Annotated in this window: 25 protein-coding genes and 2 pseudogenes; 17 read left to right on the top strand and 10 right to left on the bottom strand. The window is 70.0% G+C overall.

Translation table 11 applies throughout. The annotated features are described in order from the left end of the window. Positions 1-58 precede the first annotated feature (58 nt). The 3 genes from Pth03_RS17570 to Pth03_RS17560 form a co-directional block, all read right to left on the bottom strand. The gene (locus tag Pth03_RS17570) at positions 59-532 is read right to left on the bottom strand and encodes a TIGR00725 family protein (protein WP_203945370.1); all 474 of its coding nucleotides are present in this window, start codon (positions 530-532) and stop codon (positions 59-61) included. Positions 533-560: 28 nt separating this feature from the next. After that, positions 561-1,322 (bottom strand): SDR family oxidoreductase, encoded by a 762-nt coding sequence (locus tag Pth03_RS17565; protein WP_203945369.1) that lies wholly within the window; start codon positions 1,320-1,322, stop codon positions 561-563. A gap of 169 nt (positions 1,323-1,491) precedes the next feature. Next, positions 1,492-1,758, bottom strand: a complete 267-nt coding sequence (locus Pth03_RS17560; RefSeq protein ID WP_203945368.1) for a hypothetical protein — start codon at positions 1,756-1,758, stop codon at positions 1,492-1,494. A gap of 167 nt (positions 1,759-1,925) precedes the next feature. Between Pth03_RS17560 and Pth03_RS17555 the strand changes: the two genes are divergently transcribed. The 3 genes from Pth03_RS17555 to Pth03_RS17545 all read left to right on the top strand — a co-directional run bounded on the left by Pth03_RS17555 (position 1,926) and on the right by Pth03_RS17545 (position 4,188). After that, positions 1,926-2,678 carry a GntR family transcriptional regulator gene (locus Pth03_RS17555; protein ID WP_203945367.1) on the top strand — a complete coding sequence of 251 codons (753 nt, stop codon included), beginning with the start codon at positions 1,926-1,928 and terminating at the stop codon, positions 2,676-2,678. Between the two features lie 186 nt (positions 2,679-2,864). Beyond that, a complete protein-coding gene (locus Pth03_RS17550; protein WP_203945366.1) occupies positions 2,865-3,455 on the top strand; it encodes a GNAT family N-acetyltransferase in 591 nt (196 codons plus the stop codon). A 52-nt stretch (positions 3,456-3,507) separates the two neighbouring features. After that, positions 3,508-4,188, top strand: coding sequence for a copper homeostasis protein CutC (locus tag Pth03_RS17545; protein WP_203945365.1), 681 nt, complete (start codon positions 3,508-3,510; stop codon positions 4,186-4,188). A 6-nt stretch (positions 4,189-4,194) separates the two neighbouring features. On the opposite strand, the gene Pth03_RS17540 is transcribed toward Pth03_RS17545, so the two are convergent. The 5 genes and pseudogenes from Pth03_RS17540 to Pth03_RS17525 form a co-directional block, all read right to left on the bottom strand. After that, positions 4,195-5,397: a DUF6986 family protein gene (locus Pth03_RS17540; RefSeq protein WP_203945364.1), complete on the bottom strand. Its 1,203-nt coding sequence runs from the start codon at positions 5,395-5,397 to the stop codon at positions 4,195-4,197. 73 nt (positions 5,398-5,470) lie between these two features. Continuing rightward, positions 5,471-6,796 (bottom strand): FAD-dependent oxidoreductase, encoded by a 1,326-nt coding sequence (locus tag Pth03_RS17535; RefSeq protein WP_203945363.1) that lies wholly within the window; start codon positions 6,794-6,796, stop codon positions 5,471-5,473. Positions 6,797-6,882: 86 nt separating this feature from the next. Next, positions 6,883-8,292 (bottom strand): annotated as a pseudogene (dnaK, locus tag Pth03_RS41540) (molecular chaperone DnaK); the annotation flags it as partial. 162 nt (positions 8,293-8,454) lie between these two features. Further along, positions 8,455-9,126, bottom strand: a pseudogene (locus tag Pth03_RS41535) (caspase family protein); the annotation flags it as partial. Beyond that, entirely contained in the window at positions 9,123-9,491 is a 369-nt protein-coding gene (locus tag Pth03_RS17525) for an effector-associated constant component EACC1 (protein ID WP_203945361.1), read from the bottom strand. The gene Pth03_RS17525 and the pseudogene Pth03_RS41535, both read right to left, overlap by 4 nt. 210 nt (positions 9,492-9,701) lie before the next feature. Between Pth03_RS17525 and Pth03_RS17520 the strand changes: the two genes are divergently transcribed. The 4 genes from Pth03_RS17520 to Pth03_RS17505 all read left to right on the top strand — a co-directional run bounded on the left by Pth03_RS17520 (position 9,702) and on the right by Pth03_RS17505 (position 14,976). Beyond that, complete coding sequence (locus tag Pth03_RS17520) at positions 9,702-10,250, top strand: TetR/AcrR family transcriptional regulator (protein ID WP_203945360.1); 549 nt, start codon at positions 9,702-9,704, stop codon at positions 10,248-10,250. 35 nt (positions 10,251-10,285) lie between these two features. After that, a complete protein-coding gene (locus tag Pth03_RS17515; RefSeq protein ID WP_203945359.1) occupies positions 10,286-12,469 on the top strand; it encodes an MMPL family transporter in 2,184 nt (727 codons plus the stop codon). Between the two features lie 104 nt (positions 12,470-12,573). Further along, the gene (locus Pth03_RS17510) at positions 12,574-13,080 is read left to right on the top strand and encodes a hypothetical protein (protein WP_203945358.1); all 507 of its coding nucleotides are present in this window, start codon (positions 12,574-12,576) and stop codon (positions 13,078-13,080) included. A 153-nt stretch (positions 13,081-13,233) separates the two neighbouring features. Next, the gene (locus Pth03_RS17505) at positions 13,234-14,976 is read left to right on the top strand and encodes a proline--tRNA ligase (RefSeq protein WP_203945357.1); all 1,743 of its coding nucleotides are present in this window, start codon (positions 13,234-13,236) and stop codon (positions 14,974-14,976) included. A 29-nt stretch (positions 14,977-15,005) separates the two neighbouring features. On the opposite strand, the gene Pth03_RS17500 is transcribed toward Pth03_RS17505, so the two are convergent. Both Pth03_RS17500 and Pth03_RS17495 read right to left on the bottom strand, forming a co-directional pair. Beyond that, positions 15,006-15,545, bottom strand: a complete 540-nt coding sequence (locus tag Pth03_RS17500) for a ferritin-like domain-containing protein (protein WP_203945356.1) — start codon at positions 15,543-15,545, stop codon at positions 15,006-15,008. Beyond that, positions 15,538-16,032 carry a hypothetical protein gene (locus Pth03_RS17495; protein ID WP_203945355.1) on the bottom strand — a complete coding sequence of 165 codons (495 nt, stop codon included), beginning with the start codon at positions 16,030-16,032 and terminating at the stop codon, positions 15,538-15,540. The genes Pth03_RS17500 and Pth03_RS17495 overlap by 8 nt, the downstream gene beginning before the upstream one ends. A gap of 155 nt (positions 16,033-16,187) precedes the next feature. On the opposite strand from Pth03_RS17495, the gene rimP reads away from it, so the two are divergent. The 10 genes from rimP (at position 16,188) to rpsO (ending at position 25,833) form a co-directional block, all read left to right on the top strand. Continuing rightward, positions 16,188-16,694, top strand: coding sequence for a ribosome maturation factor RimP (gene rimP / locus Pth03_RS17490; protein ID WP_203945354.1), 507 nt, complete (start codon positions 16,188-16,190; stop codon positions 16,692-16,694). 22 nt (positions 16,695-16,716) lie between these two features. Continuing rightward, positions 16,717-17,706, top strand: a complete 990-nt coding sequence (gene nusA, locus Pth03_RS17485) for a transcription termination factor NusA (protein ID WP_203945353.1) — start codon at positions 16,717-16,719, stop codon at positions 17,704-17,706. After that, entirely contained in the window at positions 17,690-17,983 is a 294-nt protein-coding gene (locus Pth03_RS17480) for a YlxR family protein (protein ID WP_203945352.1), read from the top strand. Before nusA ends, Pth03_RS17480 begins: the two co-directional genes overlap by 17 nt. 197 nt (positions 17,984-18,180) lie before the next feature. Continuing rightward, on the top strand, positions 18,181-21,321 hold the full coding sequence (infB, locus tag Pth03_RS17475; RefSeq protein WP_203945351.1) for a translation initiation factor IF-2: 3,141 nt from the start codon (positions 18,181-18,183) through the stop codon (positions 21,319-21,321). 61 nt (positions 21,322-21,382) lie between these two features. Further along, positions 21,383-21,682 carry a DUF503 domain-containing protein gene (locus Pth03_RS17470; protein WP_203945350.1) on the top strand — a complete coding sequence of 100 codons (300 nt, stop codon included), beginning with the start codon at positions 21,383-21,385 and terminating at the stop codon, positions 21,680-21,682. 49 nt (positions 21,683-21,731) lie between these two features. Next, positions 21,732-22,214 carry a 30S ribosome-binding factor RbfA gene (gene rbfA / locus Pth03_RS17465; RefSeq protein ID WP_203945349.1) on the top strand — a complete coding sequence of 161 codons (483 nt, stop codon included), beginning with the start codon at positions 21,732-21,734 and terminating at the stop codon, positions 22,212-22,214. Further along, a complete protein-coding gene (locus tag Pth03_RS17460) occupies positions 22,211-23,212 on the top strand; it encodes a DHH family phosphoesterase (protein WP_203945348.1) in 1,002 nt (333 codons plus the stop codon). Before rbfA ends, Pth03_RS17460 begins: the two co-directional genes overlap by 4 nt. Positions 23,213-23,389: 177 nt before the next feature. Then, positions 23,390-24,289: a tRNA pseudouridine(55) synthase TruB gene (gene truB / locus Pth03_RS17455; protein WP_203945347.1), complete on the top strand. Its 900-nt coding sequence runs from the start codon at positions 23,390-23,392 to the stop codon at positions 24,287-24,289. Positions 24,290-24,392: 103 nt separating this feature from the next. Beyond that, positions 24,393-25,358: a bifunctional riboflavin kinase/FAD synthetase gene (locus tag Pth03_RS17450; RefSeq protein ID WP_203945346.1), complete on the top strand. Its 966-nt coding sequence runs from the start codon at positions 24,393-24,395 to the stop codon at positions 25,356-25,358. Between the two features lie 205 nt (positions 25,359-25,563). Beyond that, positions 25,564-25,833 (top strand): 30S ribosomal protein S15, encoded by a 270-nt coding sequence (gene rpsO / locus Pth03_RS17445; protein ID WP_203945345.1) that lies wholly within the window; start codon positions 25,564-25,566, stop codon positions 25,831-25,833. Positions 25,834-26,057 lie beyond the last annotated feature (224 nt).

Below are 26,057 nucleotides of genomic sequence, written 5' to 3'. Positions count from 1 at the left end.
ACGCTCAAGGGTTGAGCATCCAGGGATGAGTGTGATCACGGCCAAGGGTTGAGTGTGATCACAGCTCGGGGGTCAGGAGGGCGAGCCGTACGGCGTCGGCGGGGTCGGCGGCGCGGACCGGGCCGGCCACGGGATCTCCCGCGGCGTCCACGACGCTCCACCCGCCGAGGGCGACCACCGGAGTGCCGCCCCGCTGGGCCAGCGCGAGCTCCGACAGCGTGCCCCACGACCCGCCCACCACGATGACCGCGTCGGCGGCCCGGACGATGAGGGCGTTGCGGGCCTCGCCCATGCCCGTGGGGATCACGACCGTGAGATCGGGGCTGGCTCCGGCCGCGTCGCGCCCGGACAGGATGCCCACGGCCACGCCTCCCGCCTCACGCGCACCCGCTGCGGCGGCGGCCATGACCCCGCCGTAGCCGCCGCACAGGACGACCGCCCCGCGCTCGGCCAGCAGGCGGCCCACCGTCCGGGCCGTCTCCGCCTCCTGAGGGGTGCACGCGGACGGCCCGCACACCGCGACCTGCGTCATGGCCGCAATCCTAGATCGGCGCCGCGGCTCAGCCGTGGGCGGTGATGCCGCCGTCGACCGGGATGACCGTGCCGGTGAGGTAGGAGCCCGCCCGGGAGGCCAGGAAGATCGCGGTGCCTGCCATGTCGTCGGCGCGGCCGATCCGCCCCAGCGGCACCGTGCTCTCGACCATCGACCGGGTCGCCGGGTCGTCGAGGAGGAACGCCATCATCTTCGAGTCGAACGGGCCGGGCGCGATCGCGTTGACGGTGATCGACTCGCGGGCGAGCCGGCCGGCGAGGTGGCGGGTGAGCATGTGCACGCCGGCCTTGGTCGCCGAATAGGCGTAGCTGTCCATCGACGGCACCCGGATGCCGTCCACGGAGCCGATGTTGATCACGCGGGCCGGGTCCTCCGGCGTCGCGGCGGCCCTGAGCAGGGGAAGGAAGCGCTGGGTGAGGAGGAAGACCCCCTTCACGTTGACGTTCCAGAGTTTGTCGAACGCATGGTCCGGATACTCGTCCAGGGGAGCCCCCCAGCTCGCGCCGGCGTTGTTGACCAGCACGTCGAGCCGGTCCTCATGAGCCGAGACGGCCTCGACGAGGGTCTCGGCGCCCTCGGGGCCGGAAAGGTCGGCCTGTACGGCACGGCAGCCGAGCTCGGCCGCGGTGGCCTCAAGCTCGTCCTTCTTGCGCGAGGAGATGTAGACCGTGGCGCCCGCACCGGCGAAGCCGGCCGCGATCATCTTGCCGATGCCGCGTGAGCCCCCGGTCACGACGACCGTCTTGCCTTCCACCGAGAACAGAGTCATGGCGGCAGCATACCGACCGGTCGGTTCCAGTACGGGTGGACGGGGACAGGTGTCGCGTCCTGGCGGGCGTGGGGGACCCGCCAGGACGCGCACCTCCCCGGCGGGAGGCTTCGACCCCGGCGAGGGTTGGGGTCGAAGCCTCGCTTGAACCGCGCGGAGGCTCGGGGGATCAGCCGTCGTCCGACTGCTGCTCCGGCATGCGGTGATGACGAAGGATCAGGCGTGCCGCGCCGTCGGGGTCGTCGGAGGGGTGAGTGACCACCACGTCACGCTCACTCCAGACGAAGCTCCCGTTTTTGCACCAGACCGTCAGTTCGGTAGATACCGACAGCACGGACATGCCGTTCCCGTTGCTCTGATAGGTGTGGGTGAATCCCTGCCGATGCAAGGCGTAGCGAAGCGAACGCGTCGCCTCGCCGGGATCGCGCCAGGGCAAGTACGGCGTACCCGCGCGGACCGCTAGCACCGACTCCCACCCCCATTTGATGGATTTGTACCAACGTTTGGATAATGCGCGGCCCGACGGGGTCAGGTCAAGGGGTTGTTCCCCGGAAGACCGAGATCGTCTAGATTTGTTGGAACAAAAGGGTAGATTGAGGAAAGATGGCACGATCATCGCTCTACCAGCAGGTGGCCGCCGAGGTCAGGCGTGCCATCTATGTGGGAGAGCTCGCGCCAGGCGACCAGATTCCGACCGAGACCGACCTCATGGAGCTCCACGGCGTCAGCCGCAACACGGTACGGCTGGCCCTGGGCGAACTGGAGAACGAGGGGCTCATCCTCCGGATGCGCCGGCGTGGAACGTTCGTACGCGAGCGCCGTCCCCTTCTCATGCGCCCCCAGGACGAGTTCGTGCCGCTCGATCAGAGCGAGCCGCGCTTCGACTCGTTCGTGCACGCGGTCACCGGTGAGGGACGCAGGGCCGACCAGAACATCGAGGTCTCGATCGTCAACCCTCCCGAGGACGTCTCCACCCGTCTCGCCCTCGCCGACGAGGCGCTCGCCGTCGTGCGGCGGCGGCTGCGTTTCGTGGACGGCCAGCCGTACAACACCTACGACTCCTACTTCCCGCTCGACCTCGTCGCGGACTCCGAGATAGCGAGGCCGGGCGACATCAAGCGCGGAGCCAATCGTGTGCTGGCGGAGCTCGGGCACCCCCAGGTGAGGGTCGTAGACGACATTTCTGCACGTATGCCGACTCCGGATGAAGCGTTGCAACTTCAGCTGGAACCAGGTACGCCAGTTGTCGTTTATGTCCGAGTTGGCTATGACACGGGCGACACCCCGGTGCGTGTCGCCGTCTCGGTGCTCCCCGCCGACAAGCACCTGATCAGATACGAGCTGGAACGTCATTGACGAAGCACGGATGACCCCTCTTCGGAGGGGCCGTCTCTCGCTGTGCGCCCGTCGCGAGCGATCACCGCGCAACGCCCGGGCACCCTGACGCTGCTTCTTTCCTTTCGCTGACGCGGCCGCCGTGCGCCGTATGGCCGTCACTCTTCGTGTTCACATCGATTCACTTCGCACCGAAAGGACTCTTCCATGCCCACGAACACCCTGGATCTGCCCGTCGAACTCACGCTCCGTCGCGCTCGGCCCGCCGACCTGCCGACCGTGCTCACCCTCCTCGCCGAGGCGGCCAGGTGGCTGAACGCCGCCGACGTACGGCAGTGGCCCGCCGGAGGTTTCCCCGCGTCCAAGATCGAGCCGCTCGTGGAGCAGGGCGTCATGTACCTCCTCGACGATGGGATCGACCCCGTGCCCGCCGCGACCATGGCGGTGGACGGCCACGCCGACCCCGAGTTCTGGACCGCGCCCGACCGTCCCGGCGACGCGCTGTACGTGCACAAACTGGCCGTCAGCAGGGCCTATGCGGGGCGGGGGCTGGGCGGCGCGCTGCTCGGCTGGGCCTGCGGCCTGGCCGCCGCCGAGGGCTTACCGTGGCTGCGCCTCGACTGCGCGAAGGACAACCCCCGGCTGCAGGCCTTCTACCGGAAGCATGGCTTCCGCCACGTCCGCACGGTTGACCTGCCCCACCGCGCCTCGGGCGCGCTCTTCGAGCGCCCGGCCGCCCGTGCGTCGTACGGCGGAGCGCTTGACATCACCGCGCACAAGGAGCTGATCGAGGTCTGAACAGGGGCGGATGCCGTACGGCGTCGCAAAGGGACCCGATACTGTTCGCATCATGACCGGATCACTCCTTGAAGTGATCGCGCTGGACGTGCGCGATGCGGTGGCCGCCGAGGAGGGTGGCGCAGACCGCCTGGAGGTCGTGGCCGACATGGCCTCCGACGGGCTCACTCCCTCGGCGGACGTGGTCGCCGCCATCGCCAAGGAGTGCGGGCTGCCGCAGATGGTCATGCTGCGCGGGGGAGCGGGCTTCACCGTGACGCCCCGCGAGCTGGACCGGCTGCGCGGCACGGTCAAGGATCTCGCCGCGGCGGGAGCCGCCGGTTTCGTCTTCGGGTTCCTCACCGCGGACGGATCGGTCGACGTCGAGGCCACCGAGACGTTGATCCATGCGGTGGCCCCGCTGCCGTGGACCTTCCACCGCGCGGTCGACCACGCCGCCGACCTTCGCGCCGCCTGGCGTGCCGTGCGGCTCCTGCCGAACCTCGCCACGGTGCTCACGTCGGGCTCGCCCGAGGGCGTGGGCGCCGGCCTGGGGGTCTTACGCGCCAGAACCGAAGCGGGGGACGCCGCGCTCGTGCTGGCCGGAGGCGGCCTGCGCGGCGCGCACGTCCCCGTGCTCCTGGACTACGGCATCAGGGCGTTCCACGTCGGCAGCGCCGTACGCGGCTCGTGGGACGACCCCATGGACCCCGCCCGCGTGCGCGAATGGCGCATGCTCGTGGACCACGCCTGATCGTCCTCACGAGAGGGCGTGGTCGGCCCGGGCCAGCGCAGCGATCAGCGTCTTGATCGTGGCAGGCTCGTCCAGCACCCCGCCCTCGGCCGCGAGCCGATCCTCCCAGGCGCGGATCCGCTCGGCGTAGGCCTCGTAGTGCTTCAGATGGAAGGCGTAGGCCGTGGCGAAACGGCTGACCAGGTGCGACGGGTGCATGTCCCAGCCCTGGTAGTAGCCGTGGGAGAGCGAATGGCGGACCTGCGCGGCGTGCCGGCGCAGCAGGTCGCGGACGTCTTCCGCCGAGTCGGACGCGGGAGCCGCCGCGAGTGAGCCGTCCGACAGTTCGACGCCCGTGCCGGCCAGCGTGGTCTGCATGATGTGGCGGGCGTGGTCGCAGGCGGGGTGGTCGAGCCGCTGCTCGTGCGGCGGCAGGCCGAGAGCCGCGGTGTAGTCGAAGACGCCGAAATGCGCCGCCGCCAGACGCCCGCCGAGCGAGGGGACCAGATCCGCCGACCGCTGGAGGAACACCACCGTCTGCGGCGCCTCCACCTGCATCTCGAACCGCAGCCTGCCGGGCGCCAGGCGCAGCGCCTCCTCCTGCGCCTCCAGACAGGCCGCGAACTGCCGGAGATAGTCCTCCATGAGCACCTTGGGGAAGGTGACCGTGAAACCGCGCGGCAACTCGCCCACTTCCCTGATCACGTGGGTGAGGAAGCCGTCCAGAGTGCGGATCGAACGCTTCGGGTCGCCGTCGGCGAAGGACTTGATCCGCAGGCCCCATCGCCGGGGCAGGCAACCCTCCTCGTGCATGGTCGCGACGGCCGCCGCCGCCGTCTCCACGTGGTGGTCCTCCTCGTCCCACGGGCGCAAGCCGTACCCGTCCTCGAAGTCGATCCGCAGGTCCTCGATCGGCTCGTTCGCGAGCTTCTTCCTGAGCCGGTCGTGCACCGGCGTCGCCAGGTCGAGGTCGAGATCGAACAACGAGGCGAGCTCGCCGGGGGCGAACACGTGCTTGTGGAGCAGGTCGACGGCCGCGTGCCGCCACTCGGCGACGGTCCCCGCCGTCACCTTGTCGGCCGGGACGTAAACCGTGTGCAGCGGCTGCCATGCGATCTCGCGCGTGGGATACCGCGCCAGCTGCTCGCGATGGGTCTCGTCGAACCCCGCGAAGAGCCCGGGGCCGCCTGTGCCGTCCGTGGTCCGCAAACCCGCCAGCGTGGTCTCCATGCCCCAGATCTTCGCAGAGGCCCCGTACCGTGCGGCACCGCCAGGGTGGCGGGAGCCCTACGGGGCCCGGGCGTCAGGAGGCCACGTCGGGAGCGGGCTGGGTGACCCTGCCGCATGCGGCGAGCATCGCCTCGCGGCCCACCAGCTTGACCCGCTCGCCGCGCCGCAGGGAGGTGGCCAGCTTGGCTTCGGCCGTCTCGATCGCCAGCCAGTCCTGGTAGGTCAGCGGGGTCACACCGCGCGCGCTCAGCAACTCGTCCAGCGACGCCTGCGCGACCCCCGGTGCGGTGTCGGCCAGCAGCGTGCGCACCGTCTCGGCCGCGTCGGACTTGTTGGTGCCGATGACGCCCGTCGGCCCCCGCTTGAGCCAGCCCGCGACGTACTGTCGGTCGGCCACCTTGCCCGCCACGTTGGGGACGGTCATGGTGGCGGCGTCGAACGGCACGCCGGCAAGGGCGACGCTCTGGTAGCCCACCGAACGCAACACCATGTCGGCGGGGATGGTCTCGAACTCCCCGGTGCCCACAACTCGGCCGTCGTCGAGCCGCGTGCGCTCCAGCCGGATGCCCTCGACCCGCGAGCCGCCGAGGATCTCCACAGGGCGCAGCCAGAAACGCACCTCCAGCCGCCGCGGCCGGTCCGAGGGAACCCGCGCCGACCACGACCGCAGGACGTCGACGTTGCCCCTGACCTGGCGGGACAACGTCGTGAGATCGCCCACCTCGACCTCGTGGGGGAAGGTGAGGATGTCGGCGTTGAGCAGCTCGCCCAGCTCGCGCAGCTCCTTGAGGGTGAACTTGGCGTGCTCGGGGCCGCGCCTGCCGACCATGTGGATCCGCCGGACCCGTGAGGTCTCCAGCCGCCGCAGCACCTCCTCGGGGACGTCGGTGTCGCGCAACTCCTCCGCGCCCTTGGCGAGCACCCGCACCACGTCGACCGCGACGTTGCCGACCCCGATCACCACGACGTCCTCGGCGTCGAGGGAGAACGTGTCCGGCGGAACGTCGGGGTGGCCGCAGTACCAGTTGACGAAGTCGGTCGCGGCCATGCTGCCGGGCAGGTCCTCCCCGGGGATGCCCAGGTGCCGGTCGACCATGGCGCCGGTGCAGTACACGACCGCGTCATAGCAGGCCAGCAGATCGTCCACCGACAGGTCCACGCCGAACTCGACGCCGCCGAGGAAGCGCACTCCCGGCGACTCCAGCACGCGGCGCAGGTATCCGGCGATCGACTTGATCGAGGTGTGGTCCGGGGCCACGCCGTACCGCACCAGCCCGTACGGCGTGGGCAGCCGTTCCAGGACGTCGATCTGCAACGGCCCCTGGGCCTGCTTGGTCAGCGCCTCGGCCGTGTAGATCCCGGCAGGGCCGGACCCGACGACCGCCACACGCAATGTCATCTCGCCTCCGCGGACAGGCGTTCCTATCCGTGATTCTTGTTCATGGATCCCTGAGGGGCCAGAACCCGTCATGTCGCCCGCATGTCGGTGACGATTAGCGACTGCTCCCTCCCTGTGCCCAGATCCTTGGCGAAGACGCCGAGTACCCCGTTGGGGTCGATGTCGAAGGTGACCTCGATCTGCGGCACGCCCTGCGGCGCCGGCGGGATGCCGGTCAGCTCGAAGGTCGCCAGCTTCTTGTTGTAGGCCGCGATCTCGCGCTCTCCCTGGAAGACCGAGACCAGGATCGACGCCTGGTTGTCCTCGGCCGTGGTGAAGATCTCCGACCTCCTGTGCGGGATGGTGGTGTTCCGCTCGATGATCTTGGTGAACACCCCGCCCTTGGTCTCCAGCCCGAGGCTCACCGGGATGACGTCGAGCAGCAGGACGTCCGTGACGTCGCCCGTGAGCACGCCGGCCTGGAGGGCGGCTCCGACCGCCACGACCTCGTCGGGGTTGACCCCCCGGTTCGCCTTCTTGCCGCCGGTCAGCTCCCTGACCAGGTCGGACACGGCCGGCATGCGGGTGGAGCCGCCGACCAGCACCACATGGTCGATGTCGGAGACCTTGATCCCCGCGTCCGCTATGACCTGGCGGAACGGCCCCCGGCAGCGCTCGAGCAGATCGGTGGTGATCCGCTCGAACTGTGCCCGGGTCACGGTCTCCTCGAGATGCAGCGGTCCGCCGCGCGCGGCCGTCACGTACGGCAGGCTGACCGTCGTCCGGGAGCTTTCCGACAGTGCGATCTTGGCGAGTTCCGCGGCCTCACGCAGGCGCTGCAGGGCCATCTTGTCCTTCGACAGGTCGACGCCGTGTGCGGCCGTGAACCGCGCCACGAGCTCGCCGACGAGGCGCTGGTCCCAGTCGTCGCCGCCCAGATTGTTGTCGCCGCTGGTCGCCTTGACCTCCACCACGCCGTCGCCCATTTCGAGCAGGGACACGTCGAAGGTGCCGCCGCCGAGGTCGAAGACGAGGACCGTCTGCTCCTCGTCGTCGCCGAGGCCGTAGGCCAGAGCCGCGGAGGTGGGCTCGTTGATGATGCGCAGCACGTTGAGTCCGGCGATCCGGCCGGCCTCCTTGGTCGCCTGGCGCTGGGCATCGTCGAAGTAGGCGGGGACGGTGATCACCGCGTCGGTGATCTCCTCGCCGAGGTAGGCCTCGGCGTCCTGCTTGAGCTTCTGCAAGATGAACGCGCTGATCTGCTGCGGGGTGAACTTCTTGCCGTCGATCTCGACGGTCCAGTCGGTGCCCATCTCGCGCTTGACCGAACGGACGGTCCGGTCGACGTTGGTCACCGCCTGACGCTTGGCGACCTCACCGACGAGTACCTCGCCGTTCTTGGCGAAGGCGACCACGGACGGCGTGGTCCGCGAACCCTGCGCATTGGCGATCACGGTCGGTTCGCCGTCCTCGAGGATCGACACGACGGAGTTGGTCGTCCCCAGGTCGATGCCCACCGCCCGCCCGGTCTTCCTGGGAGGAGGAGGCGGCGCGTGCTCGCGGGTCCGTGATCCGGCGACCTGCGCCGGCGCGGCCGAGGGGCGGGCCGGCCGTCCGGTCCAGAGCCTGTTGCGCACCAGTCCGATGCGGTCCCCGTTGTCGGTCTGGCTCGACCGCGGCTCGGGCATCCCGCGCCTGACGAGATTCAGCCGGACGGCCTGGGTCACGTCGGCGAGGGAGAGGTATTCCTGCTCCGACGAGATCCCGCCCCGCAAGGTGCTGAGGAGTTGCCCGGTGAAAACGGTGTTCCGCTCGCCGGGAAGAGCGAGGGATAACGCGTTCCTCGCCGACGAGGTCATCGTGTAGGCGTTGGTGCTGCTGATCTGGGTGTCGATGAACGAGTTGAGATCCGACATCCCGTGGGCCATGCCGCTGTAACAACAATCGAGGATCACCACCGCGTTGCTGCATCTGCGCTGCCGGATCAAATGGCTCACGTCGGAATACTGGACGCTGCGATAAGGCTTGTCGCTGGTCGTCGTCGAGAGGGTCAGGCGAAAGTCGGAATGGGTGCGCGCGCCGTGGCCCGCGTAATAGACGAGCACCGTGTCGCTCGCCCGCCGGGTGGCGTCGGCGATCGCGTCGAGGACGTCTCCGGCGTCGCGCGGATCGACCAGGTCGACGCAGTTCCCCGCCGGCAGGCCCCACAGATCAGGATCGGTGAGCGCCCGCCGCAGGTCGGCGAGGTTGGCGAGCACCGCGGGCAGGTCGGGCCACTCCTCAGGGTCGGCGTAGTTCGCGACCCCGATGAGCACCGCTCGGGACCCGTCCGGGTCGGGGTGGTGGATCATTTCCCTCGCGGTCCGCTCTCGATGACGTCGAGGGCCTGGAGCAACGCGATGACGGCGGCCGGGTCCCTGGCGGTCCTGTCGTCCACTTCCACACTCCGGTCACCGTTGCTGAATTTGACGGTGATGCCGGCAGGCCTGCTGCGTAACCACCCGAAGACGCCTTCGACGAGGGCCACTCCGACGCCGCCGGAGGCGAAGGAGATGAGCAGGGTTTCGAGGATCGGCCCCATGCCTCCTGTCGGCAGGCCGGTCCGGCTCTCGATGGCGGCGCTTCTCAGTTCGTCGGCCGCGAGGAGGTCCTGTTTGAGGGAATCCAGTTCGAGCCCGGGCGATTCTTCGGCCGCGATCTGAATGGTGAGATGCACCTGCCGAGTATCACGCCCTCGCAGCGCCGGGCGCAATGAGATGAAATCGTCGATGATCGCGAATGATTTCGCCGAATGTTCGACGTGAACCGTCGTCGATATGGGCCGGTCCAATTAGGCCGTGTCCTATTTGGGAAGTAACGCCGGATTCGGATGGAGCGTTCTGGCCGATCGGTCAGAACTGGCCGATCGGTCAGCTAGGGTTGTGCCATGACGCGCTCCGCGACCACCATGCACGCGGAAATCCTGGAGTCAGCCGTGCGGCTGTTCGCCGCGCACGGCTTTCGCGGCACGTCCTTGCAGGACATCGCGTCGGATGCGGGCTGCTCCAAGGCGTCCTTGCTGTATCACTTCACCAACAAGGATGCGATCTTGACTGAGCTGCTGTCTCCCGTCGGGCGAGAGATGGCCGAGCTTGAGGGGAGACTCGCCGCGCTGGACGGCGAGGACGCCGCGCGGGCGGCCGTCGCCGGGCTCGTGGATTTGTCCCTGCACTTTCGGCGGCAGGTCAAGATCCTCCTGCAGGACGTCGACTCGCTCATCAACCGTCCGGAACTGCCGGACGTGGACGCCCTCACCGAACGGCTGGTCGACGCGCTGACCGGCCGATCGCCCGCCCCGCAGGCCCGCGTCTGGGCGTGGATGGCGATGGTGGGGATCTTCCTGACGAGCGCCGGCGAACACGCGCTCCCCGACCCGGAGTTACGCGCGGAGCTGACCCGCGGCGCACTGCGCACGCTGGGCCGCCAAACCGACTGATCCTTTCGATCTTCCGAGAAAGAAACCCCCCGCTCATGGCAACCTTGCTGTACCGGCTGGGCCGGTTCTCCTTCCGCAGACGAGGGCGCGTGGCCGCCGTGTGGCTGCTGCTGCTCGTGCTCCTGGGCCTGGCCGCCGCGGTCTTCCACGGTTCGTCCAGCGACAAGTTCACGATGCCCGGCACCGAGTCCCAGCGGGCACTGGACGCGCTGGCTAGAGAGTTTCCCCAGGCCAGCGGTGCCACCGGCACCATCGTCATCGCCGCTGCGCAGGGGCGGACGCTGGACGCCGCCGCGGTGGCGGCCGTGGTCAAGGAGGCTGCCGCCGTACCCGGCGTCGTCGCGGCCCTGGACCCGTTCCGATCCGGCGCGGTCTCCGCGGACGGCCGCTACGCCCTGGTCCAGGTCCAGTTCGACCGGGACGCCCAGGACATCACCGCCGCGCAGCGTGAGGCGTACCTGAAGGCAGGCTCCTCCGTGGCGGGACTGCGGGTGGAGCACGGCGGCGAGGTCATGACCAGCACGCCCGAGGTGGGAGGCTCAGAAGGGATCGGCGTCCTGATCGCCGCGGTCGTGCTGATCATCACCTTCGGCTCGCTGGTTGCCGCCGGCATGACCCTGCTCAACGCGCTCATCGGCGTCGCGACCGGCATGGCCGGTCTGTACGCGCTCAGCGGTGTCATCGAGCTGACCTCCGTCACACCGGTGCTCGCGCTGATGCTGGGCATGGCCGTCGGCATCGACTACTCGTTGTTCATCACCTCCCGCTACCGCCAGTTCCTGGCCGAGGGCATGGATCGCGAAGAGGCCGCCGGCCGGGCGGCCGGCACCGCCGGATCCGCGGTCGTGTTCGCCGGTGCCACCGTGGTGATCGCGCTCGCCGGCCTGTCGGTGGTCGGCATCCCCTTCCTGAGCGTCATGGGCCTGGCCGCCGCCGGCACCGTGGCCGTGGCCGTGGCCGTCGCTCTCACGCTGCTGCCCGCCTTCCTGTCCTACGCCGGCGCTCTCGCGCTGCCGCGCAAGCAGCGCACCGGCCAGAGCACGAGCGCCGGCGGCGACGGCTTCGGGTACGCCTGGGGGCGGATCGTCACCCGGCTGCGCGTCCCGATCCTGCTCGCCGGGATCCTGGGGTTGGGCGCGCTGGCGCTCCCCGCGCAGGATCTGCGGCTGGCCTTGCCGGACGCGAGCACCGCCGCACCCGGCTCACCGGCCCGCCAGGCCTACGACCTGACCAGCGAAGGATTCGGCGAGGGCTTCAACGCCCGGCTGATCGCCGTCGTCTCCGCTGCCGACCCTCAGGCCACGACCGCCGCCGCCGAGCAGGCCGCCCAGCTGATCCAGCGGACCGACGGCGTACTGGCAGTGGCTCCGCCGCAGACCAACGCCGCACGCACCACGGCGTTGCTGACCATCATCCCGAAGGCCGGGCCGACCGACGCGGCCACCGAGGACACCGTCAACGCCATCCGCACCAAGGTCGCCGCCATCAAGACCGCGGAGATCGCCCTGACCGGCGCGACCGCGGTGGGCATCGACATCTCCGAAAAGCTCGCCGATGCCATGCCGATCTACCTGCTGCTGGTCGTGGGCCTGTCGGTGCTGCTGCTGATGCTGGTCTTCCGTTCGATCCTGGTACCGGTCAAGGCGGCCGTGGGGTTCCTGCTCACCGTCGGCTCGACCTTCGGCATCACGGTGGCCATCTTCCAGCAGGGGCATCTGGCGAACCTGTTCGGCGTCGACGTACCGGGGCCGCTGGTCAGCTTCCTGCCGATCCTGCTGGTCGGCATCCTGTTCGGGCTGGCCATGGACTACCAGGTCTTCCTGGTCTCACGTATGCGCGAAGACTACGTGCACGGCGACACCCCCCGTCAGGCCGCGATCAACGGCATGGGGCACAACGCTCGCGTCGTCACCGCCGCCGCACTGATCATGACGGCCGTTTTCGGCGGGTTCGTATTCATAGACGACCCGGTCATCAAGTCCATGGGCTTCGCGCTGGCCATCGGCGTACTCGTCGACGCCTTCGTGGTCCGTATGGCCCTTGTCCCCGCGGTGATATCCATGTTCGGCCACGCCGCCTGGTGGCTGCCCCGCCCTCTGGACCGGGCGCTGCCCAACCTCGACGTCGAAGGCGAACGCCTGCGCCACCACCTCACCGCCGGAACCCCGGCCGCGTCCGAAAACGCACTCGACCGCCTGAGCCTGGAGGGCGGCGGCTGAGGACGCCGCCGTACATGAGCCGCCGGCGCCACGAGTCCCACTGCCGGAGGCCAAAAGACGGCAACTCCGGGACGGCGCGGCCGATTGATGGGACCCTCCCAAGCATGACGGGATACCGCGGGGGGCGGGACGAGACCCAGACGCCGCCGGACCTCGATCGCGACGACATCAGGACGCCGAACGCCCGGCGCTACGAGGCGCTCGGCCGGGTGATGGCCGCGTTATCGGGCGAGGCCGAGATGCTGGAGGCCTGCCGCGACCTCGCCTGGTGGCGGGGGAGCGACCACTCCTGGCACATCGAGTGGCGCGACGGGCCGCACGCCTCGGAGGTCGCCGCTCTGGTGATCGAGAGGGTACGCGAGCCGGGGCTCGCCGGGCCTCTGGCCGGTCCGGCCGGAATCGTCTCGGCCTCCACCGCCTCGCTCGACGTCATGGGGGTGAGCTTCGTGCTGCGGGCCATCGACCCGATCGGCATGGCCCGCCTGCGCTCCCGTCCCGGGTTGTGGCGGATGTCGGCGACCCTCGACGGAGCGGCCGGCGCCGTACGGAGGGTCAGGCCGCGCCAGCACAGCAGCTCCCGGCAGCACTGGGAAGAGCTTCTGGGAGGGTGAGAGGAGCGGCTCCGGGCTCTTCGCCCGGAGTGGCGACATAACCGAGGGGCGCTACGCGGTCCGGACTGGATAACCTTGGTTCACGTCGTCTCTCACGCGCCGGCCGATCCGCGGCAGGCGCCGCGCGAGAGCTCCCACGAGCAAGGAGTAGCCGTGCTGCTGCGTATGTCGACCCTGTTCCTGCGCACCCTGCGTGAGGATCCGGCGGACGCGGAAGTGCCGAGCCACAAGCTGCTCGTCCGCGCCGGATACGTCCGCAGGGTCGCCCCCGGCATCTACTCCTGGCTGCCCCTCGGCAAGATCGTCCTGGAGAACGTCGCCCGGGTCGTCCGGGAGGAGATGGACCGGATCGGCGCCCAGGAGGTGCTCTTCCCGGCGCTGCTGCCCCGCGACTACTACGAGGCGACCGGCAGGTGGACCGAGTACGGCGACACGCTGTTCCGCCTCAAGGACCGCAAGGGCGCCGACTACCTCCTCGGACCCACCCACGAGGAGATGTTCACCGACATGGTCAAGGGGGAGTACTCCTCCTACAAGGACTATCCGGTGACGCTGTACCAAATCCAGACGAAATACCGCGACGAGGCGCGTCCCCGCGCGGGCATCCTGCGGGGCCGGGAGTTCGTCATGAAGGACTCCTACTCCTTCGACCTCGACGACGACGGGCTCAAGCGCTCCTACGAACTGCACAGGGACGCCTACATCCGGATCTTCGACCGGCTCGGCATCGACTACCGCATCTGCTTCGCGATGTCCGGCGCCATGGGCGGATCGGCCTCCGAGGAGTTCCTCGCCCCCGCGGAAACCGGTGAGGACACCTTCGTGGCCTGCCGCAACTGCGACTACGCGGCCAACGCCGAGGCCGTCATCACGCCCGTTCCGCCCGCCGTGACGACCTCGCAGCCCGCGCTCCAGGTGCTCGACACGCCGAACACGCCGACGATCGAGACGCTGGTCAGCCATGTCAACGAGCAATTCGGCCTGGGGATCACCGCCGCGGACACGCTGAAGAACCTCGTGGTCAAGGTCCGCACGCCCGGCTCCGACGAGGTCGAGACGCTGATCATCGGCGTTCCCGGCGACCGCGAGATCGACTTCAAGCGGCTGGAGGCCGCCCTCGACCCCGGCGTCCCGGAGATCTTCGAGGCGGAGGACTTCGTCCGCCACCCGGGTCTGGTCCGCGGCTACATCGGCCCGCAGGTGCTCAAGTCGCTCGGCATCAGGTATCTCGTCGACCCCCGCGTGGTCACCGGCTCGGCCTGGGTCACCGGGGCCAACGAGCCCGGCAAGCACGCCGCCCACGTCGTCGCCGGCCGCGACTTCGAGCCCGACGGCACGATCGAGGCGGCCGAGGTGCGCGCCGGAGACGCCTGCCCGCGCTGCGGCCACCCCCTGTCCATCGACCGCGGCATCGAGATCGGCCACATCTTCCAGCTCGGCCGCAAGTACGCCGACGCCGCGGGGCTCGACGCGCTCGGGCCCGACGGCAAGCCGATCCGCATCACGATGGGCTCCTACGGCGTCGGCGTCTCTCGCGCCGTGGCCGTGCTGGCCGAGCAGCAGCACGACGAGCTCGGCCTGAGGTGGCCGCGCGAGGTTGCGCCCGCCGACGTGCACATCGTCGGCACCGGCAAGGAGAACCAGATCGAGGTGGCCACCCAGATCGCCGAGACCCTGGAGGCGCGCGGCCTGCGCGTCCTGGTCGACGACCGGCCCGGCGTGTCGCCCGGCGTGAAATTCAAGGACGCCGAACTGCTCGGCCTGCCCACCGTCCTGATCGTCGGGCGCGGGCTCGCCCAGGGCGTCGTGGAGCTGCGCGACCGCGCGACCGGGACCAAGGAGGAGATCCCGCTGGCGGAGGCCGTCGACCGCGTGCTCGCGGCGGCCCAGGCCTGAGCTGGCCCCACCGTCACTCAGCCCTACCGTCACTCGGCCCCGGCGGACGCTCCCTCCAGGGGAACCGGCGTCTCGGTGACTCCCGTGGTCTCCGCGACGCCGTCCCCGGCGTCAGCGTCCTCACTCGCGTCCGCGCCCGCGTCTGTGGGCGCGGACGCGGCCGTCTGTCCGGGCATGCCGGGGAAGGCCACTGCCTCGGGCCGCCAGCCGTACCCGCGGGTGGCGCACTCCTGGGCGGCCAATGCGGCGACGCGGCGGACGGAGGCGTCCTCGTCGGCCGCCAGCTCGAGATAGGCGGTGACGAGCCGCTGCTCGACGAGTACGGCGAGGCGGACGGCGTCGGAGGGGGTCGCCACCACGAACGGCAGCTGATAGGTCGGGGCAGGCTCGGCCGGCCTGCCGCCCTGCTGGACGATCAGTGCGCGCAGCTGGTCGCGCCTGGCCCGATGCGCGTCGAACGACGTCGTGGCCTTGACGCGCAGCTTGCCCGTCGTCTTCGCGCCGATCACGCCGTAGGCGTACACCGCGGCGTGCTCGGCGGCCAGCGCCTTGGCGAGGGGGTCAGCCACGCAGAACCCCCAGAGCCATCGCGTGTACGGCCTCGCACGCTCCGACGCTGGCGAGCAGCTGGGCGAGCGCGGGGGAGGCGTGGGCCATCTGCTTGGCCCGCCCGGCCGCCGCCCGGCGTTCAGCGTCGCGCAGCTTCGCGAGCGAGACGGGGGAGGCCGCCGCCGAGGCCGTCGGCGAGGGTGACGGCGACGAGCTCTCGCCGGGAGGCATCAGCTTCTTGAAGGCCGCGAGGTGGGCGGCGTGGCGCTGCTTGAAAGGACCGAGCGCGGTGGCGAGATCCGCCCCGGCGAGCGCCCCCCTGTCGTAGAGCGCGATCATCTGCTCCTTCGCCTCGATCAGGGACGTCAGCAGCACGACCTGGGGATCCTTGGGCCGGGGGGCGGCGGGCTCCTCCGAGCGGGACGTGCAGCCCGACACGATCAGCCCGGCCATGGCCGTCCCCAGCAGAGCGCGCCGCGTCACGGGTCTCCCGCTCGTGTGCTCCACGTCATAGATCGTACGGCTCAACGCCCAGTAGTCACCGCTTCGTACGGATGGTCGTTCTCGTGTCGGTCGCCGCCGGGTGTGGCGCTCTTTTCGTCCCGCGGCCCCGATAGGCTGTTGGCACATCGGCGAGTCACACGCGCAAACTGGAGGTCGGAATGGGCAACGGCGCTCGGCGCGACCAACTGGTGGAGCTGCTGGCCCCGGTGGTCGCCGCCGACGGATTCGATCTCGAAGACGTGACGGTCACGCCTGCCGGCAAAAGGAGTCTGGTCCGGGTGATCGTCGACCGGGACGGCGGGGTGAGCCTCGACGATGTGGCGGAGGTCAGCCTGTCGATCTCCAAGGAGCTCGACGCCGCCGACACCCTCGGCGCGGGGCCGTACGTGCTGGAGGTCACCTCCCCGGGAGTCGACCGGCCGCTCACCGAGCCCCGCCACTGGCGCCGCGCCACGGGCCGTCTGGTCAAGGCGGACCTGAAGGACGGAACCTCGGCCGAGGGCCGGATCGGTGACGTCGACGACTCCGGCGTCGTGCTCGACGGCACGCGCCGCCTCGGATTCGACGAGCTGGTCCGGGGCAGGGTCCAGATCGAGTTCAACCGGCCGGACGCCGGCGACGAGTTCGGCGACGGCGACACAGACGATGTAGACGACGAGGGCTAGGGGGAGCCTTGTGGACATTGACATGAGCGTCCTGCGCAGCCTGGAGCGGGAAAAGGACATCTCCTTCGACCTGGTCGTCAAGGCGATCGAGGACGCATTGCTGATCGCTTACTTCCGCACGGAGGGCGCGGCGCAGAAGGCACGCGCCGAGCTCGACCGGGTTTCTGGGCATGTGAGCATCTGGGCGGCGGAACTCGGCGAGAGCGGCGAGGTCGTCAGGGAGTACGACGACACCCCTGGCAACTTCAGCCGGATCGCGGCCACGACGGCCAAGCAGGTCATCCTCCAGCAGCTTCGCGACGCGGAGGACGAGATCAACTTCGGCGAGTTCGCCAGCCGTGAGGGCGAACTGGTCGCAGGCATCATCCAGCAGGGCAAGGACCCGCGGGTCGTGCTGGTCGACCTCGGCAAGATCGAGGCGATCCTGCCGCACAACGAGCAGGTTCCCGGCGAGGAGTACGTGCACGGCGAGCGCCTGCGCTGCTATGTCGTGCAGGTGAAGAAGGGGCCCAAGGGTCCCTCCGTGACGCTGTCGCGCACCCACCCGAACCTGGTGAAGAAGTTGTTCGCGCTGGAGGTCCCGGAGATCGCCGACGGCACCGTGGAGATCGCGGCCATCGCGCGTGAGGCGGGCCACCGTACGAAGATCGCTGTGAGGTCCAGGAAGCCCGGCGTCAACGCCAAGGGCGCCTGCATCGGGCCGATGGGGTCCCGCGTACGGAACGTCATGACCGAGCTGCACGGTGAGAAGATCGACATCATCGACTGGTCGGACGATCCGGCGGAGTTCGTGGGGAATGCCCTGTCTCCGGCGCGTGTTTCCCGGGTTGAGGTTCTCGATCTCGACGGCCGGGTGGCGCGGGTGACGGTACCCGATTACCAGCTGTCGCTGGCGATCGGAAAGGAAGGGCAGAACGCCCGCCTTGCCGCGCGCCTGACCGGATGGCGCATCGACATTCGGTCGGACGCTCAGGAGGTACCGGCCGATCCCGCTGATGCGTCGGCAAGGTAAGCTTGATTCCGGTGACCTAGCTGCCCCGCTACGAACGTGTGTGGGCTGCCGGGTTCGCACGGTAAAGTCCGAGTTGCTTCGCCTGGTAGTGATCGAGGGCGTGATCGTCCCCGACCTACGAGGACGGCTCCCAGGGCGCGGTGCTTCACTGCACCCCGCTTTGGGCTGTCTGGAGCTTGCCGAACGTCGCCGGGCGTTCTCTCGCGCGTTCCGCGCGCAGGGAGCGCTTGACGCGGCATATCTGCGAGCTCACCTTGAGGGGCTTGACTCCGGGTAAGCGCCGGGTGAATGGTTACCGCTGGCCCCTGTATTCGGCCTGGGGTCGAGGCACGAAGAACTGTCATGTAAGGGACGCCGAGTTGATGGGCGGAGTCAGATTGCTATGAGCGCCTGATGAGCACGCGGCGATGAGTATGTCCAGGTAGCGACGGTCCGGCGGCACTGCGAGCCTCCCGGGCCGAGTTAGGGAGTGCAGTGGCGAAGGTCCGGGTGTACGAGCTCGCCAAGGAGTTCGGAGTTGAGAGCAAGGTCGTGATGGCCAAGCTCACCGAGATGGGCGAGTTCGTGAGGTCGGCGTCTTCAACGATAGAGGCGCCGGTCGTCCGCAAGCTTACTGAGGCGTTCGGCAAGGGCGACGCCTCCCGGGGCGGCGGAAAGCCGTCCCCACGTCCGGCGCAGCCGAGGCCTGCGCCGAGGCCGGCAGAAGGCCTGGCCGGTGGTGGCGCCGCTCCGGCGCCGGTTTCCCCCTCTTCCGACGGCGTGGCCAAGCCGGGACCCCGTCCGGGTCCGCGGCCTGCCCCCCGTCCGGTTCCCATGCCCCACCCGGCTCCGCCGGTTCCTCAGCCTGAGGCGGCGCGGCCCGAGGTCGCGCGTCCCGCTGCACAGGCTCCGCAGGCTCCGCGTCCCGCGGCGTCCGGCCCTCGGCCGGGCCCCGGTGCGCCCAAGCCTGGCCCGCGGCCCGCTCCGGCTCCGGCTCCGCGCCCCTCCGCGGGCGCTCCCTCCGGACCCGGCGCCCCGGCGGCAGGCGGCTCGCGGCCAGGTGCACCCAAGCCCGGCCCGCGGGGCCCGCGTCCGGGTAACAACCCGTTCTCCTCGACCGCCAGCGGCATGGGACAGCGCCCGGCGCGTCCGGGCGGCGGACCCGACCGTCCCGATCGTGGTGACCGCCCCGACCGCGGCGACCGTCCCGATCGTGGTGACCGTGGTGACCGTGGCCCTCGCGAGCCGCGCCGCGACGGCGGACGTGACGGCGCCATGCCGCGTCCTCCGGGCGCGCGCACCGGCGCTCCGGGTGCGGGCGGTCCCCGTCCGGGTCCCGGCGGTCCTCGTCCCGGCCCCGGAGCGGGCGGTCCTCGCCCCGGCCCCGGCGCCGGTGGTCCGCGTCCCGGTGGTCCGCGTCCCAACCCGACGATGATGCCCCAGGGCCGTCCCGCCGGTCCCGGTGGCGGCGGCGGCGGTCGTCCCGGCCCTGGCGGCGGTGGCCGTCCCGGTGGTCCCGGTGGTGGCGGCGGTCGTCCCGGCCCTGGCGGCGGTGGCCGTCCGGGTGGCGGGTTCGGCGGTCCCCGTACGGGTACCGCGGGAGGTCCCCGTCCCGGTGGTGGCGCCGGTGGCCCCGGTGGTGGCGGCGGCGGTTTCGCCGGTCGTCCCGGTGGTGGCGGCGGTGGCGGCGGCCGTGGACGTGGCGGCGGCACGGCGGGCGCCTTCGGGCGGCCGGGCGGCCGGCCGACCCGTGGCCGCAAGTCGAAGCGTCAGAGGCGTCAAGAGTTCGACAACATGCAGGCCCCCGCGATCGGAGGCGTGCAGGCTCCGCGCGGCGGCGGTCAGACGATCCGTCTCCCGCGTGGCGCGTCCCTCGCCGACTTCGCCGACAGGATCGGCGCGAACCCGGCCTCGCTGGTGCAGATCATGCTGCACCTCGGCGAGATGGTGACCGCGACCCAGTCGGTCAACGAGGAGACGCTGCAGCTGCTCGGCGCCGAGCTCGACTACGTCGTCCAGGTCGTCAGCCCGGAGGAGGAGGACCGAGAGCTCCTCGAGTCCTTCAAGATCGAGTTCGGCGAGGACGAGGGTGACGAGGCCGACCTGGCCCCGCGCCCGCCGGTCGTGACCGTCATGGGTCACGTCGACCACGGTAAGACGAAGCTCCTTGACGCGATCCGGAACACCAACATCGTCGCCCGCGAGGCCGGTGGAATCACCCAGCACATCGGTGCCTACCAGGTGGCGGCCGTGCACGAGGGTGAAGAGCGGAAGATCACCTTCATCGACACCCCGGGTCACGAGGCGTTCACCGCCATGCGTGCCCGTGGCGCGCAGGCCACCGACATCGCGGTGCTGGTGGTCGCGGCGGACGACGGTGTGAAGCCGCAGACCATCGAGGCGCTCAACCACGCCCAGGCGGCGAACGTGCCGATCGTGGTGGCGGTCAACAAGATCGACAAGGAGGGTGCGGACCCGACCAAGGTCCGGGCCCAGCTGACCGAGTACGGCCTGGTGGCCGAGGAGTTCGGCGGTTCCACCCTGTTCGTGGACATCTCCGCGAAGAACGGCACCGGCATCGACAACCTGCTCGAGGCCATCGTGCTGACCGCGGACGCCGAGCTCGACCTGCGGGCCAACCCGCACATGGACGCCCAGGGCCTGGCCATCGAGGCGAACCTCGACCGGGGCCGCGGTCCCGTGGCGACCGTGCTCGTGCAGCGCGGCACCCTGCGGGTCGGCGACTCGATCGTCTGTGGCGAGGCCTTCGGCCGCGTCCGGGCGATGCTGGACGACAACGGGGACCCGGTCGAAGAGGCCGACCCGTCGCGTCCGGTCCTGGTGCTCGGTCTGACCGCCGTCCCTCGCGCCGGCGACAACTTCATCGTCGTCAGCGACGACCGGATGGCGCGGCAGATCGCCCAGCAGCGAGCGGCCCGTCAGCGCATCGCCGACATGGCCAAGTCCGGCCGCCGGCGCACTCTCGAGGAACTGTTCAAGGACCTCGAGAAGGGTCAGGTCGACGAGCTCAAGCTCATCATCAAGGGTGACGTCTCCGGTTCGGTGGAAGCCCTTGAGGACGCGCTGCTCAAGATCGACGTGGGTGAAGAGGTCAACCTCCGCGTCCTGCACCGCGCCGTCGGTGCGATCACGGAGTACGACGTCAACCTCGCGATCGCCGACGACAACGCCGTCATCATCGGTTTCAACGTCCGCCCCGAGGTCCGGGCGCGCGACCTGGCCGAGCGCGAGGGCGTCGACATCCGGTACTACTCGGTCATCTACCAGGCGATCGAGGAGATCGAGGCGGCCCTGAAGGGCATGCTGAAGCCGGAGTTCGAAGAGGTCCAGACCGGTACCGCCGAAGTCCGCGAGGTCTTCAAGGTGCCGAAGATCGGCAACGTTGCCGGTGCGCTGGTCCGCTCGGGCACGATCACCCGCAACAGCAAGGCCCGCATCATCCGCGACGGTGTCGTCGTGGCCGACAACCTGACCGTCATCTCGCTGCGGCGGTTCAAGGACGACGCGACCGAGGTCCGCGAGGGCTTCGAGTGCGGTATCGGTCTCGGATACAACGACATCAAGATCGACGACGTCTTCGAGACGTTCGAGATGCGGGAGAAGCCGCGCGTGTGACGACTTCGGCCGCCGCCCTCCGGGGCGGCGGCCGAACCGTCCTGCCCGTGGCGACGTACCCATGTATGTCGGTGCTCTTACATTGGACATCCTTCTCGGCGACGTGCACTCGCTGAAGGAGAAGCGCTCCGTGGTCCGGCCGCTCATCGCGGAGATAACGCGGCGGTTCCCCGCCGTGGCCGTCGCCGAGACCGGCCACCTGGACCTCCACCGGCGAGCGGAGATCGGCGTGGCCGTCGTCTCCGCGTCCGCCGCCAACTGCGACGAGGTGCTCGACGCGTGCGAGCGCGTGGTCGCCTACCACCCGGAGATCGAGCTGCTGTCGGCACGGCAGCGGGTCTTCAACGAGCACGAGGAATAGACCGGACGGCCGCCGCGTCAAGCCGTACGTCGAACGAGGGAGCGTGAGCATGGACGCAGCGCGCGCCAGTAAGCTGGCCGACCGAATCCAGCAGGTCGTCGCCGAGATGCTCGAGCGGCGGATCAAGGATCCGCGGCTGGGATTCGTCACGGTGACAGACGCCAGGATCACCGCGGACCTGGGTGCTGCGACGGTCTACTACACGGTCTTCGGTTCGGAGGTCGACCGGGCCGGAACCGCCGCGGCGCTGGAGAGCGCCAAGGGGATCATCCGGTCGGAGGTGGGCCGCCAGACCGGTCTGCGGCACACCCCGACGCTCACCTTCGTCCACGACCCCCTGCCCGACAGCGCGCGGCACCTCGACGACCTGTTCGCCGCGGCGAAGGCCAGGGACGAGGAGATCGCCAAACAGGCCGATGGCGCCGAGTTCGCCGGCGACGCCGATCCCTACCGCTTCAACGACGAGGCGGACGACGCCGACGACGAGAACGAGAACGAGGTCTCCGACCGGGCGGGGCACCGCGCGACGTGACCACGTCAGGCACGGCCGTCGCCGAGGCGGACTGGCAGCGGGCCGCCGATCTGGTCCGCGGCGCGGGCTCCGTCGCGCTCGCCTGCCACGTGTCGCCTGACGGGGACGCGCTCGGATCGATGCTGGGCTTCGGGCTCGCCCTGCGGCGGGCCGGGGTAGAGGTGGTCGCCTCGTTCGGCGACAGGAATCTCACCGTCCCGCGACTGCTCGGGTTCCTGCCCGGCCAGGAGCTTCTGGTGGAGCCGCAGGCGTACCCGGCCGAGCCGGCCCTGATGATCACCTTTGACGCGTCGACCATGGACAGGCTGGGCCTGCTCGTCCCCAACGCGGGCAAGGCCGGCGAACTGATCGTCGTCGATCACCACGTGTCCAACCCGGGCTTCGGATCGGTGAACCTGGTGGACCCGTCGGCCGCCGCGACCACGATGCTCGTCGAGGAGCTCATCCACCGCCTCGGGCTGGAGATCGACGGGGACGTCGCCACCTGCCTGTACACGGGGCTGGTGACCGACACCGGATCCTTCCGCTACTCGGGGACCACTCCTGCGGCGCACGCCATGGCCGGCCGCCTGGTCGCCTCAGGGCTCCGCACGGATGAGATCGCCCGGGAGTTGTGGGACCGCTCGCCCTTCGCCTATCTGCGCGTCCTCGGCGCCGCTTTGGACCGCGTCGTGCTCGAGCCCGGGCAGGCCGGGGGGCACGGGATCGTGTGGACCTTCGTGACCAGGGCCGACCGTGCCGCGCACGGCCTGCCGTACGACGAGGTGGAGGGCGTGATCGACGTCGTGCGCCGGGTCGACGAGGCCGATGTGGCCGTCGTGCTCAAGGAGGCCGACGACGGCGTGTGGAACGTCTCGACGCGGTCCAAGGGCGCCGTCGACGTGGGCCGGGCCTGCACCGCCCTCGGCGGCGGCGGGCACCCGAGCGCCGCCGGATTCTCCTCCCACGTGTCCCCCGAGGAGACGATGACCGCCCTTCGCTCCCTCCTCTCGCCGTGATCATGCAGAAGTTCGCGCGCGACCGCTCCGACCTGGCCCGACCCGGGTCGTGATCATGCAGAAGTTCGCGCACGATGGTGTTGAGCTGCGCGAATGCAGTTCGTGATCATGCACGAATTCCGGAAAGTGCTCGATGACCTGCGTATTCTCCCTTCGTGACCATGCATTGGACGTCTCATGAGTACGGCTAGGCCTCGCCGGCCCGTCCCGCCCAGCGGGCTGATCATCGTGGACAAGCCGGCGGGCTGGACGTCCCACGACGTGGTCGGCAAGATGCGCGGCATCGCCGGCACCCGCAAGGTGGGCCACGCGGGCACGCTCGACCCCATGGCGACCGGGGTGCTGGTCGTCGGTGTGGAGAAGGCCACGCGCCTTCTCGGGCATCTGGCGCTCACGGAGAAGGTCTACGAGGCCACGATGCGTCTGGGCGTCTCCACCAACACCGACGACGCCGAGGGGGAGGTCACCGCCGTCACCCCGGCCGATCACGTCGGGGAGCAGGACGTGCGCCGGGGGATCGAGGCGCTCACCGGCGAGATCATGCAGGTGCCTCCGCAGGTCAGCGCCATCAAGGTGAACGGCGAGCGGGCCTACAAGCGGGCCAGGGCGGGTGAGGAGGTCGAGCTCGCCGCCCGTCCGGTCACGATCTACGCCTTCGAGGTGACCGGCCTGCGCAGGGAAGGGCAGGCCGTGGACGTCGACGCCACGATCACGTGCTCCAGCGGCACCTACATCCGCGCGCTCGCACGTGATCTCGGCGGCTCCCTCGGGGTGGGCGGCCACCTGACCCGTCTGCGCCGCACCCGGGTCGGACCGTACGCCCTGGAGTCGGCCAGGACTCTCGACGACCTGGCCAAGGAATGCGTGATCCTGCCGATGGCCGAGGCCGTGGCGGCCGCCTTCCCCCGCAGGGACGTGACGGAGGAGGAGGCCCGCCTGGTCGCTCACGGAGGCCGCCTCGCGTCCGCGGGCCTCGGCCCCGGGCCGGTGGGGGTCTTCGCGCCCGACGGCACGCTGCTGGCACTGGTCGAGGAACGGGGCGGCGCGGCCAGGCCGCTCGCGGTCTTCGTCTCCTGAGGCGGCCGACCCTGTCCAGGGGCTGGTTCCCGGAAACCACGGGCGGCATGGCAGGCTTGTCTACGGCCGGATTGACGCGAGCCGTACAGGAATCGAGGTCGAGGTGCAGGGCTGGCACGGGCTGGAGGACGTCCCCGACGATTGGGGCAGGTCCGTCGTCACGATCGGTGTGTTCGACGGTGTGCACCACGGTCATCAGAAGATGGTGGCCCAGGCGGTGGAGCTGGCCCGGGATCTCGGGCATCCCGCGGTCGCCGTGACCTTCGACCCTCATCCCGATGAGGTCGTACGGCCGGGCAGCCATCCGCCGCTTCTCACGACGCCGCGCCGCCGCACCGAGCTGCTGGCGGCGCTCGGGGTGGACGCCGTGTGCGTGCTGCCGTTCACCCTGGAGTTCTCCCGGATGTCCCCGGACGAGTTCGTGCAGACGGCGCTGGTCGACCGGCTGCATGCGGCGGGGGTGGTGGTGGGGGAGAACTTCCGCTTCGGCCACAAGGCCTCCGGCGACATCGAAACATTGCGGACGCTGGGCGAAAAATACGATTACGTGACGGAAGGCGTATCTCTGGTGCGTAACGCGGAGGCCATCTCGTCGACCTTGATCCGCGAACTGCTGGCATCGGGCGACGTCGAGGCCGCGACGGCCTCGCTCGGCCGCCCGCACCGCGTGGAGGGCGTGGTGGTCAGGGGCCACCAGCGCGGCCGGGCGCTCGGATTCCCGACCGCCAACATCGAATCGCCGCAGCACACCGCGATCCCGGCCGACGGGGTCTACGCCGGGTGGCTCCAGTGCACCCAGGCGCCCTCGCCGTACGAGGGGCAGAGATGGCCCGCGGCGATCTCCATCGGGACCAATCCGACCTTCGACGGGGTCGAGCGCACGGTTGAGGCGTACGCGCTGGACCGCGACGATCTCGATCTGTACGGCGCGCACGTGGCGGTCGACTTCGTCGCGAGACTCCGCGACACCCTCCGGTTCGACTCGATCGAGGCGTTGATTGAGCAGATGCACGCCGACGTGGACCAGGCGCGGCGGGTCACCGCGGGAGACGCCGTCTCCGGAGCGTGATCGGGCCATGGCGATCAGGCCGCAGCGGACCCTCCGCGAACGGAAGTGTGCGGGGCGCTGAACAGCGGTGGTAGCCTTGCATGTCAGCCATGTTCAGATGATGTTTCATTATCTGTGAGCTGGCCTGTCACGGCGACTGTAGGCACGCACGGTCGTTCGCGGGCTCGAAATCACGCCGCGTGCCTTCCCACGCGAAGGAGAAGCAGTGTCGCTCGACACCGCCACAACCAAGGCCATCGTCGCCGAATACGGCACCAGCGAGGGCGACACCGGGTCCCCTGAGGTCCAGATCGCGCTGCTGAGCAAGCGCATCAGCGACCTCACGGAGCACCTCAAGACCCACAAGCACGACCACCACAGCCGCCGCGGACTGCTCCTCCTGGTGGGCCGCCGCCGCCGGCTGCTGAAGTACCTGCAGGCCAAGGACATCACCCGCTACCGGTCCCTGATCGAGCGGCTGGGCCTGCGCCGATAGCGTGGGGAAAGGAGCGGCGATCCTCCGCCGCTCCTTTCTCGTAACAGGCAACAATGGCTTGTTACGAGGTAGCCCCGGTGAGCCGCCGACCGAGCGGCCCGGGCGCCGAGCAAACTGAATAGCCGACAGGGAGACAGGGCCCCACGGCCCTCGACCCGACAGACAAGTCCCCGCGTCCGCAAGCAAGCAGCACGCGCGATCCCGCGGCGTGAGAGGGCCGGTCC

The sequence above is a fragment of the Planotetraspora thailandica genome (genome assembly GCF_016863335.1).
Taxonomy (GTDB): domain Bacteria; phylum Actinomycetota; class Actinomycetes; order Streptosporangiales; family Streptosporangiaceae; genus Planotetraspora; species Planotetraspora thailandica.
This window is presented reverse-complemented; position numbering and strand designations above follow the sequence as displayed.